Below are 15,660 nucleotides of genomic sequence, written 5' to 3' on the forward strand. Positions count from 1 at the left end.
TCGAAATAGTTCAATCTGCTCTCAACATTTTCAACTAATTTCCGATTTTTCCCATAGGGGGAGATATTATGAAAAGATTGATTTTAGTAATTTTTGTAGCTGCTGTTATAGCTTTGGTAATTTCTTGCGGTTCACCTGTTGTTACAAACCAACCTCCTGAATTTATTTCATCTTACCCGGAAAATGGAGTTTCAGATGTGCCTACAGACACAACGCTGCATTGGGAATTCAAAGATCCTGAAAATGATCCTCTTTCATATACTGTCAAAATCGGTATGAGTGAAGACGATCTCATAGAAAAATACAATGGAACAAAAAACGAGTATAAGCCACAGCTGGAACCTTCAAAAACTTACTACTGGCAAATAATCGCAGATGATACGAAAAATAAATCTACATCAAAAATTATGCAATTTTCTACAGTAAAAGTTAATGCAAGCCCAGAAAAGCCGAAGCTAATTTACCCAGTGGGTGTACAGAACGTAAACTATAGCTCAGTAACTTTTGAATGGAGCTGCGTTGATCCAGATAAAGATCCACTAAAATTTGAACTTTATATCAACGGAACATTCGTTGCAACTGCAACAAACGGCAGATATACTAAAACAAATTTTCAGCCTGATACAGAATATAGCTGGTATGTAAAAGCCTTCGATGGAGAATATACTTCTCAAAGCGATGTGGTTTCCTTCAAAACAGCTATGATTGGCGAGAACAGAGCGCCAAATACACCCCAATTGATATCTCCACCAGATGGTGCTCAATCTTTGGAAATTCCCGTAAATCTTCAATGGAGCTGTTCTGACCCCGATGAGGATAATCTGACTTACGAAGTATATTTAGAAGATCACCTTGAAAGCACAACTTCTGACAGCAGCTATATTTTGAGCAACCTCTCTCCAAACACCACTTACAGGTGGTACCTGAAAGTGAGTGATGGAACAAATCAGATTACTGGGCCTGTTTGGGAATTCACAACTAAGGGCATTCCAAATAATCCCCCAGAGCAACCTGCTAACCCTTCACCAGAAGATAATTCAAATGTTTATCAGACAGAAGTGACTCTTAGCTGGTCATGCTTTGATCAGGACAACGACAAATTATTCTACAATGTTTACTTTGGTGAAAGCTCAAATCCACCTCTGATCCGTCAAAACATAGAAAATTCAGCGGTTGTGATTCAGGATCTTGAAACTGGAAAAAGATATTTCTGGAAGGTAGTGGCAACAGACGGATCAACATCAACAGAAGGGCCATTATGGACATTCGATGTTGCCTCTGAAGACGAAGGGGCAATACTGTTAGCACTGACAGACAGTGGCGTTCATAAATTGGATTTTTCAAGCCTTGCAAATCCATCAACAAGTGAGATAGCAACTTTCACTGGAAATGATATATGTTACTATGACGACACATTATATGTTATAGGGAATACACTGAATATTTTGCAAGATTCGTCTTTAGCAACTTCGACTTTTGGAGGAAACTATATATCTGTATCAACACTGATCCCACTTCAGAGAATCATTGCAGGAGAACTTTACGCAATTGTTACTGACGAAAGCAGTATTTCGTTGCTCGATGTGTCTGATCCAGAAAATGTTTCTCATATAAGCTCGCTTCCAATACAAGGAGAAGGCAGGATCTTTGTGCAAGGGGAGAAAATATTTGTCTGTAGCAGTAACAGTTTGAAAATCATAGATGCTACGATACCTCAGGAAATAAATGAAGAAGAAACCATTCCATGTGAGGCAAAAGATGTTGTGGTAGTGGATAATTATTGTTATGTCCTCACATCAGATAGAGTTCTGAAAATAAATATCGGAACGCTTGAAGAAGCCGGGCAGTTTGAGATTGACGGGGAAGGCAAAAGAATAAGGTATGGATCAGGTTATATCTATGTTTTAACAAACAGTAAGTTGATGAAATTAAATGAAAACCTCTCAAAGGAAGATGAAGTTGATGTCATTGGCGAAACATTCATAACAACCTCAGAACAAATCTACCTGTCTTATCAAAATACGGTCACAATCTTTGACAACAATTTTAACGAGATAAAACGGCAATCTTTTAATACAGGAAATATAAAAGAGCTAATACTGCCTTACTGAAAAATAAAAGCAAGTTGACTGATACAAATTGTGTGATATGATTGATAAGGTATGAAAAGACAATTTTCAAGAGGTGATAATGCAGTGAAGGAGAAAATTCATCCGGAGATGAAACTTGTCACGGTAAAATGTGCTTGTGGCGCAGAGCATAAATTCTATACCACACTCGAGAATGTTAGAATTGACGTTTGCTCAAACTGCCATCCTTTATACAAAGGTATGAGTGGCGCAAGTCTTGTTATAGACAGCGAAGGTAGAATTGAAAAGTTCCGCCGCAAATATAAAGATCAGCAATATTGAGAAGCCATAAATTCTTCGAGGAGGGGCATTTTGTGACAAAGGTTGGAGATGTTGTGAAAAGCAAAGTAACTCAAATAACCAAATTTGGAGCAATAGTTACACTTGAGAATGGAGAAGCTGGTTTTATCCACATTTCCAAAATAGCAAATCAGTACGTTAAGAACGTGGAAGATTTTCTCAAGCAAGGTCAGGAAGTAACGGCAAAAATTATTGGAAAAACCAAGGATGGAAAATGGGAATTGTCCCTGAAAGAGCAGAAAGAGTCTGATCAAAAGGGTTCTGGCAAAGCTGATTTCGAGAGAAAACTCGCAAAATTCATGAAGGAAAGCGAAAGAAAAATGGCGGAATATCGAAAGAGAGTAGAGAAAAAGGGTGGGAGGTTCTAAAGCAAATCTTCCAGTTTTTTCGGAAAAGCTTCCATACTTTTTATGACGATTACCTTAGTACCAAGATCAATGAAAGCATCTAAGGTTTCTATATCTTGATTCAGCATTCGTATACAGCCGTGGGAAATTCTTTTTCCAATTTCCCACGGTTTTGTTGTGCCGTGTATACCGTAAGTCGGATTCGAGAGTTGCAAATATCTCGTACCAAGACCATTTATAGGCGAACGTGGAGGTATATATTCTCCATACCAGTATAATGCTGGATCAATTTCTTTTTTTACAATCCAGTACACGCCGGGTGGTGTGGTATCGCTTTTTCCAATAGCCACAGGAAATGATTTCACAAGCGTGCCATTGTAATACAAAGCGAGGCGGGCTACTGTGGTGTTAACCACAATTGTTGTTAAAGACGCATCAAATCTAACTTTCGCGAGCTTCAATATCTGCCCGGAAATAATCTTGCTTCCATCCTGCAAGCCGTTAACTAACTCAAGATCAGCTGTTCTAAGATTATACATATTGGCTATGGACCAGAGTGTCTCACCAGGTTTGACAGTGTGCTGGTAAGGTGGTACATATTCTGCAAAAAAAGGAACCGTGTTTCCTCTCAAAAAATTTGCGATACCATTGAAAACAAATACGTCTCTGCTTAATGTCTTCTTTAGCCCATGTGGTAAAAGGAATTCTAAATCTATTTTGTGAATGCCATCTTTCAACCCGGTATCTGTATAGAGATATAAAAGATTTGAAAATCTGAATTTTTTGAAAGACAAACCCTGAAATTCACATCCAGTGAATAGCCACTTTTCGGGAATTTTTACGATAACATACATTCTTCTTTTCTCTGTATCTGTAAACAAAAAGATATCTGGATTGGATCTGTAACAAGAGATATTTAAAACAGGTGGATTTGTTCCTTTCATTATATTGCCGAATACATTTTCACCAAAAACTTCTGGCACAATCCAGTCTGTTTTGGAAACATCAAACAAAACATTCATATCGCTGTCCAATTTGGCAAGCCTGTGGCCTGTCTGTGAAAAGATATAAATTCTCTGCATTTTTGCAGGTGTGTAAAGAGGTTTTATCTTCAGAGTAATTAAATCATTCTCAAAAGAATCAACTATTACCTCGTGATCTACTCCAAAAATCAGCAAGTTCAGTAAGAACAGCAAGAGCAATACGCTCTTTTTCATCAGGACCAACTCTCTTTAAAGTACCATCCTTCTTTATTATCAATACAGTATTTTTATCACTTCCCATAGCATCAACCTGATTTGCTACTATCATATCCAGATTTTTTCTCTTGAGCTTTTCGATTGCATAATCTTCTAAGGATTGAGATTCTACGGCAAAACCAACAAGAATTTTTTCACCTTTTTTTCTCCCAAGTTCACCAAGTATATCTACTGTCTTTTTAAAAGATATATTTAATTTATCTGCCCCTTTTTTAATTTTTATATCACTTTTTTTAGTCGGTGAGTAATCTGCAACAGCAGCGGCCATAATTACTCCATCTGATCTGTTAAATCTTTTTTCTACCTCTCTATACATCTGATCTGCACTTTCAACTTTCACAAAATCTTCTACAAAATAAGGGGCAACAAGTGATGTCGGACCTGAAACCAGAGTAACATTTGCACCAAGTCGAACAGCAACCTTCGCAAGCTCATATCCCATCTTGCCACTGGAACGATTTGAAAGTACCCTCACAGGATCTATACTTTCCCATGTTGGACCAGCTGTAATAAGGAGATTCATACCTTTTAAAGGCTTTTCAGATGCCAGCACGTATATAGCTTCCTGTACAATTTCATTTTCTGGATACCGGCCACGACCAGATTCACCGCAGGCCAGATGACCAACCGATGGTTCCAGTACCCACCATCCTCTTTGTTTCATTGCCTGCAAATTATATTGAGTTACCTGGTTTTCATACATCCTGTAATTCATCGCAGGTATCAGAAGTTTTCTATCTTTCTCGTACGCAAGGCAGACCATTGTCAAAAGATTATCAGCAAAGCCATTTGCCAGTTTAGCTATGGTATTTGCAGTTGCAGGAGCAACAACAAGAATATCTGGCCATTTTGAAAGCTCGGTGTGAGGTATCCAGCCATTCCTCACATCAAAAGAATCTTCGTCTGTATAGACCTCGCAATTACCAACAGCTGAGAAAAGCGTCTTTGAAACAAGTTTCTGGGCGCTCTCAGTCATAATAATTTTCAATTCATGTCCGGCTTTTCTCAAGGAACTGACAAGCCCGACAACTTTATAAATAGCTATACAGCCCGTCGCTCCTATGAGAATTTTCATAACTACTTCACTTCCGGAAGCAATATTTTCAATATCTCTTCATTTTTAATCCTGATATACCCTTCCTGCAATTCCTTGAAAGCCATAGAAATTAAATTTCCATCGGGAGTTGTCACATACGCTTTTGCATACTCCTTTAACGCTTCTGCCCTTTTTGCTACTGCGACTGGTATAGCGTATTTGTAAGGTATTCTCTTAGACAAATAGTCGTAGTTTATCACTGGTTTACTCAACATAGCCACCTCCATTTTCAAAAAATTTGTGCATCCCAAGCCTGTCAAGAGCTCTCTTAACTCTTACCTGTTCAGCAACAATTATAGAGCAAAGTTGATCAACTGATTCCTGAAGATTTTCATTCACTATCAAATATTCGAATTGCGGGATAAAAGACAGCTCTCTTTTTGCATCTTCCAATCTCCGCTCCAAATTAGTTTTATCCTCCGTTCCACGCTTTACAAGCCTCTGTTTTAATTCTTCAAAAGAAGGTGGAGCGATGAATATATACACAGCATCCCCGGCTTTTTTCATAACCGTCATTGCACCCTGAACATCTATATCCAGAAGAACATTTTTCCCGTTTTCGAGTTGTTCTTCAACAAATTTTTTTAACGTTCCATAGTAGTAACTGTGCACAACAGCCCACTCGAGAAACTCACCATTCTCCACCATTTTCATAAATGAAGGCTCACTGACAAAAAAGTAATCTTTTCCGTCAATTTCACCAGGCCTTTTAGGTCTTGTTGTACAGGACACAGAAAAAACGATATTTTTTACTTTTTTAAGAGTTAACTCGATAATGGAGGTTTTTCCGACTCCTGATGGTCCGCTGACGACATACAGAACTCCTTTCACCTTCTTACCTCACTTTGTTCAAATTTTCTTCTATCTCTATCATAGATTGCTTGAATCTCTGAGCTATCGTCTCAGGCTGGATAGCGCTCAATATTATGTGATTGCTATCGGTGATCAATATTGCGCGCGTTTTCCTTCCGTAGGTTGCATCAATCAATTTTCCTTCATCTTTTGCCTCATCTTTGAGTCTTTTCAATGGTGCAGATTCAGGATTTACAATGGCAATAACACGATCCCCAGAAATTACATTCCCAAAACCAATGTTAATCAAACCATACATTGCGGACCACACCTCCTGAGAAAATCATTCAATATTTTGGACCTGTTCCCTGAACTGAGATACCAACACCTTCATTTTTAAAGCAAAATCTGAAATTTCCTGACTCTGGGATTTAGAGAGAATTGTGTTGACTTCTCTAAGCATCTCTTGAGCAAGGAAATCCAAGTGATTACCCACAGGCTCATCAGATGACAGAAGTTTAACAGCTTTTTCAACATGGCTGGCAAGTCTTGTAAGCTCTTCCCTAATATCCGCCCTCTGAACCAAAAATGCGACTGAATTCTCGAGCAGGGTATCATTTAGCTGAACTTCATCGCTCAACAATCTTCTTACATCCTGAATGATCTTTTCTTTAATTTTTTGTTGCATACTTTCAGCGAGATTTGATACCCTTTCACAGAGATCTTTTATCTGGTCGAGTATCGCAAGCAAATCTCCTGCAAGTTTCGAACCTTCATTTGACCTATCTCTGTTAAGTTCAGTAAGAGCGCATTTAAGAACTTCCTCAATCAATGAGAAAATTTCCTTTTCCTGCTGTTGAGAAAGCTCAAACCTGATAAGATCTTTGAATCTCAAAAGATTATCTAAATTAACAGGTTCTGGTATACCAAGTTCATTCACCAGACTTTCAAGTGCATCATAATAACTCTTTGCAAGACCTGTATCTATTTTAACTGCATTTGAAGGTGAGAGAAATTCTACAAAAATTCTCAGAGATACCTTGCCTCTTTTAATAAATTCTTTGACAGAATCTATCAATTGATTCTCGCGACCAAGCATAAACGATGGAGACTGAATATCCACCGTAAAATATCTTGAATTTAAAGATTTTAACTCACATTGAATCCGATAGCTGTCTGTAATCTTTTCACATCTTGCATAACCCGTCATACTCTTTGGCAAAATATCCCCACCTTTGACTGATTATACCATTTCTCGGCTCGGTAAAACCTTTTACATTTAGAAAATAATTCATATCTCTTCATAACTTGCTTTTTCTTCAAAAAGCTGTGCCAAATCTGAAAAATGGCTTGAAGTTGTCAAAAGTCCAGTTTCCATCGAAATTATAGGCTACTCCAAATCCTATCACTCCAAGCATTGGAATAGCTATGTCCATCTCTGGACCAGCTGTAACATTTATGTCTGGCTGCAGAAGAGACTCGCCAGTTCCACCGACATCGACAAATGCAAGTAAATAAATTGGAATAGTCTGAGATTTGAGATCATATCTCAATTCCGCACTGCCAACCCATCCTGCTTTATCCTTAACACTGCTTGTCCCTCTGACACTGTCAATACCGTAGAACAAAATGGTCTCTTCAGTGGCACCAGATATTTTGTAACTTTCTCCAAGAAGTGTTGTGGCAAAAGCCCTGAATGCAACCGAAAGTGAATCTTCATATAAAGGCATAAACATTCTGGCATCTACTCTCAATTTCCAGTAACTTCTGTCGTCAAGTATTCCAAATAACCCTGCCTTTGAAACGCCCGTGTAAAGATATTTACCGTTCATGGCAAATATCGAATTGTCTCTCGTATCATAGGAATAATTGCCTGAAAGTATCAAAGTGTTTTCCGTACCAATCGATGAATATCTCTGTTCATAAGTAACTCCTGCTCCAAAGGCATGTCCTTCACGTCTCAAAGTTGTAAAATTACCTCCAAGCTGGAGTATATTCGTAACAGACGAGTCGTCGGTTGTATTTTCATATTTGAACAGAGCTCCGAGAGTTGCAGGAAGTTCGAAGGGTTTTCTTACAGAATACTCAAAGCTAAAAGATCTACTTGAAAGACCGAGTGTTCCGCTTATGGAAAAACTCTGACCATAACCAAACGGATTTATAGTAGCAAGAGTGACCTCGCCATAAAACCCCTCGTACCACTGCTTCCCTTCAGAAGGCGGAGTCCATGCTATACCACCATTGAAATCGAATTTTCTCTGCTTTTCGCCGATATTTATCATTACTTTCACTTCTGTGGAATCCGATGTTCCAACTGGGTAAGCACTTATAGATTCAAAAAACTGTGTCCTGTTCAGAGCAGAAATTGTATCATAAAAATCCTTTTCTTTGAGAGCCTCGCCTTTTTCAAAAGTGATCAAGTCATCTATGACATATTTCTTAGTCAAAGACAATCCATCAAATTCAACAGAAGAAACGTACTTCTCATGAACATTCAGCAGCAATGTATTCTCTTTTTCCTGTGCTGTGACGAAAACCATCGGATAACCCTTTTCATCATAATAATCGATCAGATTTTGCATAGCTTTCAATATCTCTACATTGCTGACATATTGACCGGGCTGTAATTTGATGATGCTCTGGAGTTCTGAAGATGAAATCAATTTATTCCCAGCTATCTCAACGTTGTCATAGACCTTCCCATCATCGATAATTTTTCTGAGAGAAACATTGATTTTCAAAGCAGCTGCTTTCTCATCAACTCCAGGTATATCCATCTTTTCAAAATTTATTGAAGTTTCTTCACCAAAATACACATATTTGCTGAGTACACTCATAACAGACGAAATACTCTGAATAGTTGGATAACATCGTTTAATATCTTTCGTGAAAATCCTCAATATACTCGGTGTGGTGTAGAAATCTTTGAGTGTATCTATTTTCATCTGTTTCCTTATCTGTGAAAAATCCAATCCATCGGTCTCTCCATCAAAATATATTTCCCACAAAGCGTATTCAATTACCTGGAAAATATAAACCCCTTCTTTAAAATCACCGTTCACTTCTACCAGAAAATAACCTGCATCGTCAAATTTTTTCTTTATTGCTTGAAGAGACTCTTTGACTTTTTCTATGCTCAGTGCTCTGTTTTTTTCAAGAACAACAGCAGACTGAAGATTGTCTTTCTTAATCAACTCAGGGCCAGTTACTTCGATTTTCCAATCTGTCACAACCGGGTTCTCCTGAACCTTCAGATTCAAGACATATCCTTTATCAGTTGAAATAAGCTCAGGTTCAAGCGAAGAAAAATATCCAGTATCAAAAATCTTTTTCGCAAGTTCCTGAACCCCCTGATCTGTCAAATCAACGTTCACATAATCTCTAACCAGAAAAAGCAATTCAGAAGCTTCAACCGTTTCAAGACCTGTGAAAGTAACATCACTTATTACTATTCCCCAGCTAACAGCGGCAAAAAAAGTCAGAAAAAAAGTCAGCCAGAACTTCATTATGGCACCTCCTCATTTGATACTTTCTTCAAGTTCCTCTATTATCTCATAAACAATCTTTATCGCTTTCACAGAAGAAAAGTCCGGTAGATATTTTTTCAATTCACCACTTGAAATAAAATAGGTTTTTCCATCTTTGAATCTATTCACCTGAAGTTCGACATCTGTAGCTGATAATATCAGGGTAGATAAACACCCTGCAAGGTCACCTATACTCTGACAATCTACATGATTTGTATCAAAACACGCTTTCACAACTGTTCCAGCGCCTTTGGCGCTCCTGATTTCTACAGCCCCACCGGTTGCTTCAGCAGCTTGTTTCAAAAAAGGCAATCCAAGACCAAATTTTCTTATTCTGTGATCTCTTGTTGTGTAAAAAGGATCAAAAACAGTTTTCAGCTGTTCATCGTCCATTCCACATCCATCATCTTCAACCTGGAAACAAAACCAATTTTTATTTTCTTCTATCGTTAAGGTTATCTTTTTTGCTTCCGCTTTAAACGAATTCTGCGTTATGTCCATTATGTGATCAGCTATGGTTCGCAATCCCATATAGACAGGATCCTTTCTCGTTCTGGTATTGATAAGACACTGAATACTTCTTTTAAGTTCAGCTTATGCAGTTTGAATCTTGTGAATCTACAGCCTATTTCATCTGGAGTATGCGCATCAGAATTACTCAAAACCACAAAACCAGAATCAATAGCCTTTTTCCATCCTTCCCTGGTGCGTGCTTCAACGACCTTTACCCGGTCGTCTTTCGGAAAAACCCCTAATTGATACAATATACCAAACCTTCGCTCGATATGAGCATAGACAGGTATTCCTTCATAAAAGATTATGGTATCTACCAACTCTTTCAATCTTAATTGAAGGGCACTCCCAAGAAAAATTTCTTCAACTTTCACAAATTCGTCTTTCTCATTGACAACTACCTGATATCCCATTAGCTCTGGATCATAAGGAAAAACTGGCAAAAACTTTCTAACATATTTGCAGAATCTGTCTAATTTTTCAAAAGAACTGAAATAAGCAAGCACATGTACTTCTTCAAGAGAGGTTAGTTCTACACCGGGCAGAAGCAACCGGTACAGTCTCTTTTTAAAACTTTTCACATTATTGCACGCATTGTGGTCAGTTATTGAAAGAATATCTATACCTTCACTGTCTGCTTTTTGAGAAACCACACCCGGTACCATTGTTATGTCTGCACAGGGTGACAGGCATGAATGCAAGTGCAAATCTGCTTTTATCATGGTTTAATACCAATCGAATAAAGTAAACCAGCTATCTCAAAAGGAGATTTTTCTGTTCTAAGTAAACATATGTTTTCATGTTGAGCCTTTGAAACAGTCTCCTCAGGATATTTGTGAGCATTGCACAACACAATCGCTCTTATTCCAGAAATTGCGGCTACAGCAACAATATTAACATGGGATTGCACTGTTATCCACACAGAGGAAGGTTTCGCATGCGACATTACTTCACTCAAAAGATCACCAGTGCAACCATGAACCACTTCTTCCTTGCAATCTCCACAAACAACCTCTAAACCAATTTTGCTGACCATCTCAGAAATCTTCATCCCTTATCCTCCTTCCTCGTCAGAAATTCCATTTCAACAACTACCCCTGCTCCGACCTTTGACATAACCATCATGTTATCAGAGCATCTTTTAATGTTTGCAAGACCCATTCCTGCTCCGAACCCAAGCTCCCTGACATAATCAGGTGCGGTAGAGTAACCTTCACGCATAGCAAGCTCGACATCTTCTATTCCTTTTCCGTGATCTTCGACTCTTACAAACACACTGTCAGGTTTTATAAAGCAATATATACCACCAGAACTGCCGCTATGAATCACAACATTGGTTTCGGCTTCATAAGTAGCTATTGCAACTCTTCTTGCTGTTTTCTCATCAACACCTTTCGCAAGGAGAAACTGTCTCAATCTTGAAGCACCTATACCAGCCAGATTAATATCGTAATAATCTATTGGAAAGTAAAAATCTGCACCCGATTTATCAAGTCGCTCACCAGTTAGAAGAGATCTTGCGAAATATTCGGGGCTATCCAAAACCTCCCGCCGTCTTTCGTCATGGAGGTATACCAATCCCAACTTTGTCAAGAGAGCCATCATAACATCGTTTTTTGTGACTATTCCAACCAGTTTGTTTTCTGAATCTACTACCGGGAACCTGCCGTAAGGCCATTTTTCAAAAACCTCTATCACATCTTTTAAAGTAGAATTGCTCTGAATTGACACAACATTTTTCGTCATTCTCTCTTCAACGGTGTCATCCACATAACCACCTTCCAGAGCTTTTATGATATCTTCGATGCTCACTATACCTATAAGTTTTCGTTCAGAATCAACAACAGGTAATCCAGAGATTCTTTTTATACGAAGTATTTCTTTGACCTGCCTCAAGGTTCTATCAGGTTTAACTGAGATGACATTCGAATTCATGATTTCTGTGATGGGCATATCCAGAAAAAAACTCTGCACGCGATCAAGAATCTTTTCCACAGAGCATCACACTTCCCAAATTGGTTTAAGTCCTCTGGAATAAAGCCTACCACAGGCTTCAAACATCGTCATTTTGGTTATAGCAAGGACTATATTTGATAACTTTGCCATTTCTATTGTCTCGTCCGGAAGGCGATCCCTTCTTACTATTATGACTGCTTTTATACCTACAACATCAGCTGTTCGCACAACCTGTGGGGTTGTCAATCCTGTCAAAAGGACCATATTGGGTCTCGCAAGCGCAAGAATATCGCTCATTAAATCAGAGACAGTCACATATTCAAAATCAAGCTCGTCGATCATTTCCTCACCTGTGATAACTCTGGCTTTCAATTCAGATAGAATTTCAGAAAGTTTCATGGATTCACTCCTTTCAGCAAATCGCCTTCGTAACGATATCTAATAAAAGATTCATAGGTCCATGGACAGATACTCTTAAAAACCTGAGCAACAGCCAGTGCAAATTGCTGCATTTCCCATTGAGAATGAGAATCTGCCCTTAAAGACAAAAAGTTCATCAAACTTCTGGCATTAACTGACCATATAAATTGAGTGTAAGTAGCAAACGGTAAAACTACTCTTGCCAGTTCTTTGGGAATTTTCATATCGATCAAGCATTTGTAAGCTTCATGGGATTTTTTGTAAGACTCTTCAATAAGCTTGCTTGCTTTCTGCAAATCATTTTCATTCAATCTTTCGCCGTATCTTTTATACAGATCTGGCAAATAGAATTCTTCTGCCAGTTCTGTGTATCTACCACTCAACTCGTTGTAAGATGCTATTCTGTGTCTCATCCACTGTCTTGCCACAAAAATGGGACATTTGATATGAAAAGTGAATACAATGTGCTCAAAGGGCGACTCGTGCCCGCTCCTTAAAAGATACTCAATCAATTTTCTGTCTCTCTCCTCATCAATCAGATCTCTTCCGTGAGATATTCTTGCCGCTTTAACTGCTGAAAAATCGTCCCCCATGTGATCCAGCAATTTTACGAAACCTCTGTCAAGTACCTCGATAGTCATCTCAATCCTCCTTGTCTTTCATAACGCAGGCATAGGCGCTGTGATCATGTATAGATTCGAAACTTTCAACTTCAACCCTGTACCAGGAAATTCTTTCATCTCTGTTCAATCTTACAGCTATTTCCCTTGCCACGTCCTCTACAAATCTGGGATTATCATAAGCATGCTCTGTCACAAATTTTTCATCTACCCTCTTCAAAATAGTGAACACTGGAGAGCTTGCTGCTTGCTCTGCTGCATCTATTAATTCCTCGAACCAGATCATTTTCTTGGACTTGATATGTATCCATGCCATGGCTCTTTGATTGTGTGCGCCCCGTTCGCTTATTTCCTTAGAGCAAGGGCAGAGTGTCATTATGGGTACGCCAACAGACATGGTAAATTCGTATAATTTTTCCGTTTTCTGCCCCTCAATGCGACATGTATACTTTAAGAAACTTTCTATACTGGAAACAGGCGCTTTTTTCAGAATAAAATAGGGAAATTCTATTTCAACTCTCGCAACACTCGCGTTGAGATTATTTCTGAGTTCTTCAAGCATATTTTTGATAATCTTTGGGTCAATCCCCAATCTGTATCTGTTTAGAACCTCAACAAACCTGCTCATGTGTGTTCCCCTAAAATTCACGGGAAGATCAACATACATGTTTATAGTCGCAACCGTATCCTGATAACCGTTGTTTCTATCCATCACAGTCACGGGATATTGTAAATTTCTTATACCAACTCTCTGAAGATAGATGTTTCTATTATCCGGTTGATTTTGCACATCTTTCATCTATTCACCTCTGTAGCTCACAAACGAATTCTCACTCTCCCAGACGCTCACTTCATATAATCTGTATCGCTGCGTTGAAAGAGGATTTTTTAGTTTATCCCAAACCCACTTTGCGATATTCTCAGCTGTTGGCTGAGATATTATTTCATTCAGATATCTGTGGTCAAGAACCGAAATAACCAGCTCATTAACTGTTTTTTTTAAATACAAAAAATCAACGACCATCCCTTCTTCATCAGGATCTCCTTCAACTGTTACCCTGAGCTTATAAGTATGTCCATGAAGCTCTTCACATTTGCCGTGATATTTTTCCAGTCTATGTGCCGCATCAAAAGTAAAATCCCTCGATAAATACATCAAAACCATCCTTTCTTCAAAAAAAGCATCGAGAAAAAAATCACACTTTGTACAACCACAATAATAGGCCCGACAGGTACATCTATCCAGATAGACAATGTTATTCCCACGATTGATGAAGATATACTGAGAATTGGTGCGAGGCAAAACATTTTTCTGTAATCTTTCAAAATAAGATTCGAACTTGCTGCCGGCACTATCAAAAAAGCTGACACAAGAATTACCCCAACTGTCCTGACAGAAATAACTATCGTAGCAGCGAGAAGAATCAAGAATGAATAGTAAACAACTTCCGTTCTTACTCCCATTGCTTTCAGAAATTCTTTATCGAAGGTCATATAAATAAGCCGATCTTTCCAAATCAATGTGAATAAAATCGCAAGTGTGGCAATCAGAAATAGAAAAAATAAGTCTTTGTTTGAAACAGTCAATATATCGCCAAATAGATAAGACATTAAGCTTCGCTGCTGTTTTTTGACAGAAAACAAAATTATACCAATTGCCATCGATAGAGAAAAAAGGATACCAACACCGGTATCTTCATGAACACCTTTCTGTGATAGATAACCCAGTAGTATTGCAGAGAGAATTGAAAACAAAAGCGCTGTAAAAAAACTTGAGGCATTGAAAACAGCTCCCACTGCAGCAGCAGCAAAAGCTATGTGTGCAATGCCATCACCAAAAAAGGACATCCTTCTTAAAACAACATGCACACCCACCAGCGAAGTCGACAAAGCTGTTAAAATACCAGCAAAAAATGCTTTCAAAAGAAAAAAGTACATATCAATCATCTTTATCACCATGATCATGGATTATGGGTTTCACTTTGTAACCGTACAGTTTTTCAAAAAATTCCCTGGAAATCAAAGAATTCTCACACAAGTCATGCTCAAGCATTTTTTGATTTATACAAAAAACCCCATCTGAAAAATCCATGACAAACCCTATATCGTGGCTGACCATTAAAACTGTCATATCATTATCTACAAAACTTTTTACCATCGTATAAAACATTTGCTGACTTCTTGTATCAAGTCCCGTGGTGGGCTCATCGAGAATCAATAACTTCGGTCTGGAGACGATTGCCCTCGCAATGAGAACTCTCTGCTGTTGACCACCGCTTAATTCGGAAAAAAAAGCATTTTTGAAATCACTCATACCAACTTTTTTCAAAGCATCGTCTATGAGTTCTTCTTCTCCCATGTCTCGTTCGCGCAAACCCATTTTTACAACATCGTATACTTTTATGGGAAAAAAGCGTTGGGCAGACAAGCGCTGAGGCAAATAACCAACCGTATAAATACGCAGGTATTTTTGATTTGAAAGGCCAAATATTTTTATTTCACCACTTTCAGGTTTTATGAGATTCAAGATAGCCTTCACAAGAGTGGTTTTTCCCCCACCATTTGGGCCAATTATCGTATAAAGGCCGCTCTTTTTAACACAAAAATTGACTTTTTCCAGAATAATTTTTCCATCTATAGAAACTGTTAAGTCCTTAACCGTTAATGGCTTTTCCAAAAACCTCTCCTCCTACAGACTAAT

General features: G+C 38.3%; 20 protein-coding genes. 3 read left to right on the plus strand and 17 right to left on the minus strand.

Translation table 11 applies throughout. The features are described from left to right. Positions 1-68: 68 nt before the first annotated feature. The 3 genes from TLET_RS08335 to TLET_RS08345 all read left to right on the plus strand — a co-directional run bounded on the left by TLET_RS08335 (position 69) and on the right by TLET_RS08345 (position 2,797). On the plus strand, positions 69-2,111 hold the full coding sequence (locus TLET_RS08335; protein ID WP_012003652.1) for a hypothetical protein: 2,043 nt from the start codon (positions 69-71) through the stop codon (positions 2,109-2,111). Positions 2,112-2,195: 84 nt separating this feature from the next. Next, on the plus strand, positions 2,196-2,411 hold the full coding sequence (rpmE, locus tag TLET_RS08340; protein ID WP_012003653.1) for a 50S ribosomal protein L31: 216 nt from the start codon (positions 2,196-2,198) through the stop codon (positions 2,409-2,411). Positions 2,412-2,443: 32 nt separating this feature from the next. After that, positions 2,444-2,797: a S1 RNA-binding domain-containing protein gene (locus TLET_RS08345; protein ID WP_012003654.1), complete on the plus strand. Its 354-nt coding sequence runs from the start codon at positions 2,444-2,446 to the stop codon at positions 2,795-2,797. Here TLET_RS08345 and TLET_RS08350 read toward each other — a convergent pair. From TLET_RS08350 to TLET_RS08430, 17 genes are all read right to left on the minus strand, one after another. Next, a complete protein-coding gene (locus tag TLET_RS08350; RefSeq protein ID WP_012003655.1) occupies positions 2,794-3,993 on the minus strand; it encodes a L,D-transpeptidase family protein in 1,200 nt (399 codons plus the stop codon). The two genes, TLET_RS08345 and TLET_RS08350, sit on opposite strands and share 4 nt — an antisense overlap. Further along, complete coding sequence (gene coaBC / locus TLET_RS08355; protein WP_012003656.1) at positions 3,917-5,110, minus strand: bifunctional phosphopantothenoylcysteine decarboxylase/phosphopantothenate--cysteine ligase CoaBC; 1,194 nt, start codon at positions 5,108-5,110, stop codon at positions 3,917-3,919. Before coaBC ends, TLET_RS08350 begins: the two co-directional genes overlap by 77 nt. Before the next feature lie 2 nt (positions 5,111-5,112). Next, the gene (locus TLET_RS08360; protein ID WP_038051526.1) at positions 5,113-5,346 is read right to left on the minus strand and encodes a DNA-directed RNA polymerase subunit omega; all 234 of its coding nucleotides are present in this window, start codon (positions 5,344-5,346) and stop codon (positions 5,113-5,115) included. After that, positions 5,336-5,962 (minus strand): guanylate kinase, encoded by a 627-nt coding sequence (gene gmk / locus TLET_RS08365; protein ID WP_012003658.1) that lies wholly within the window; start codon positions 5,960-5,962, stop codon positions 5,336-5,338. Before gmk ends, TLET_RS08360 begins: the two co-directional genes overlap by 11 nt. Before the next feature lie 4 nt (positions 5,963-5,966). Beyond that, positions 5,967-6,242, minus strand: coding sequence for a DUF370 domain-containing protein (locus TLET_RS08370; protein ID WP_012003659.1), 276 nt, complete (start codon positions 6,240-6,242; stop codon positions 5,967-5,969). Positions 6,243-6,266: 24 nt separating this feature from the next. Continuing rightward, the gene (locus TLET_RS08375) at positions 6,267-7,145 is read right to left on the minus strand and encodes a YicC/YloC family endoribonuclease (RefSeq protein WP_012003660.1); all 879 of its coding nucleotides are present in this window, start codon (positions 7,143-7,145) and stop codon (positions 6,267-6,269) included. Between the two features lie 97 nt (positions 7,146-7,242). Further along, a complete protein-coding gene (locus tag TLET_RS08380; protein WP_012003661.1) occupies positions 7,243-9,429 on the minus strand; it encodes a BamA/OMP85 family outer membrane protein in 2,187 nt (728 codons plus the stop codon). Between the two features lie 12 nt (positions 9,430-9,441). Beyond that, on the minus strand, positions 9,442-9,981 hold the full coding sequence (locus TLET_RS08385) for an ATP-binding protein (protein WP_012003662.1): 540 nt from the start codon (positions 9,979-9,981) through the stop codon (positions 9,442-9,444). After that, a complete protein-coding gene (locus TLET_RS08390) occupies positions 9,963-10,664 on the minus strand; it encodes a phosphotransferase (RefSeq protein WP_228369012.1) in 702 nt (233 codons plus the stop codon). The genes TLET_RS08385 and TLET_RS08390 overlap by 19 nt, the downstream gene beginning before the upstream one ends. Positions 10,665-10,681: 17 nt before the next feature. Next, the gene (locus TLET_RS08395) at positions 10,682-11,014 is read right to left on the minus strand and encodes a hypothetical protein (protein WP_012003664.1); all 333 of its coding nucleotides are present in this window, start codon (positions 11,012-11,014) and stop codon (positions 10,682-10,684) included. Then, complete coding sequence (locus TLET_RS08400) at positions 11,011-11,958, minus strand: CBS domain-containing protein (RefSeq protein ID WP_012003665.1); 948 nt, start codon at positions 11,956-11,958, stop codon at positions 11,011-11,013. The genes TLET_RS08395 and TLET_RS08400 overlap by 4 nt, the downstream gene beginning before the upstream one ends. A gap of 6 nt (positions 11,959-11,964) precedes the next feature. Continuing rightward, complete coding sequence (locus TLET_RS08405) at positions 11,965-12,318, minus strand: hypothetical protein (protein WP_012003666.1); 354 nt, start codon at positions 12,316-12,318, stop codon at positions 11,965-11,967. Next, positions 12,315-12,980: an FAD-dependent thymidylate synthase gene (thyX, locus tag TLET_RS08410; protein ID WP_012003667.1), complete on the minus strand. Its 666-nt coding sequence runs from the start codon at positions 12,978-12,980 to the stop codon at positions 12,315-12,317. The genes TLET_RS08405 and thyX overlap by 4 nt, the downstream gene beginning before the upstream one ends. Position 12,981: 1 nt before the next feature. Further along, a complete protein-coding gene (folE2, locus tag TLET_RS08415; RefSeq protein ID WP_012003668.1) occupies positions 12,982-13,758 on the minus strand; it encodes a GTP cyclohydrolase FolE2 in 777 nt (258 codons plus the stop codon). Next, positions 13,759-14,115: a 6-carboxytetrahydropterin synthase QueD gene (gene queD / locus TLET_RS08420; protein ID WP_012003669.1), complete on the minus strand. Its 357-nt coding sequence runs from the start codon at positions 14,113-14,115 to the stop codon at positions 13,759-13,761. It lies immediately after the preceding gene. After that, positions 14,115-14,897, minus strand: a complete 783-nt coding sequence (locus tag TLET_RS08425) for a metal ABC transporter permease (protein ID WP_161632324.1) — start codon at positions 14,895-14,897, stop codon at positions 14,115-14,117. Before TLET_RS08425 ends, queD begins: the two co-directional genes overlap by 1 nt. 1 nt (position 14,898) lies before the next feature. After that, on the minus strand, positions 14,899-15,636 hold the full coding sequence (locus TLET_RS08430; RefSeq protein ID WP_012003671.1) for a metal ABC transporter ATP-binding protein: 738 nt from the start codon (positions 15,634-15,636) through the stop codon (positions 14,899-14,901). Positions 15,637-15,660 lie beyond the last annotated feature (24 nt).

It is taken from the genome of Pseudothermotoga lettingae TMO, from assembly GCF_000017865.1.
In the GTDB taxonomy this organism is placed as follows: Bacteria; Thermotogota; Thermotogae; order Thermotogales; family DSM-5069; genus Pseudothermotoga_B; species Pseudothermotoga_B elfii.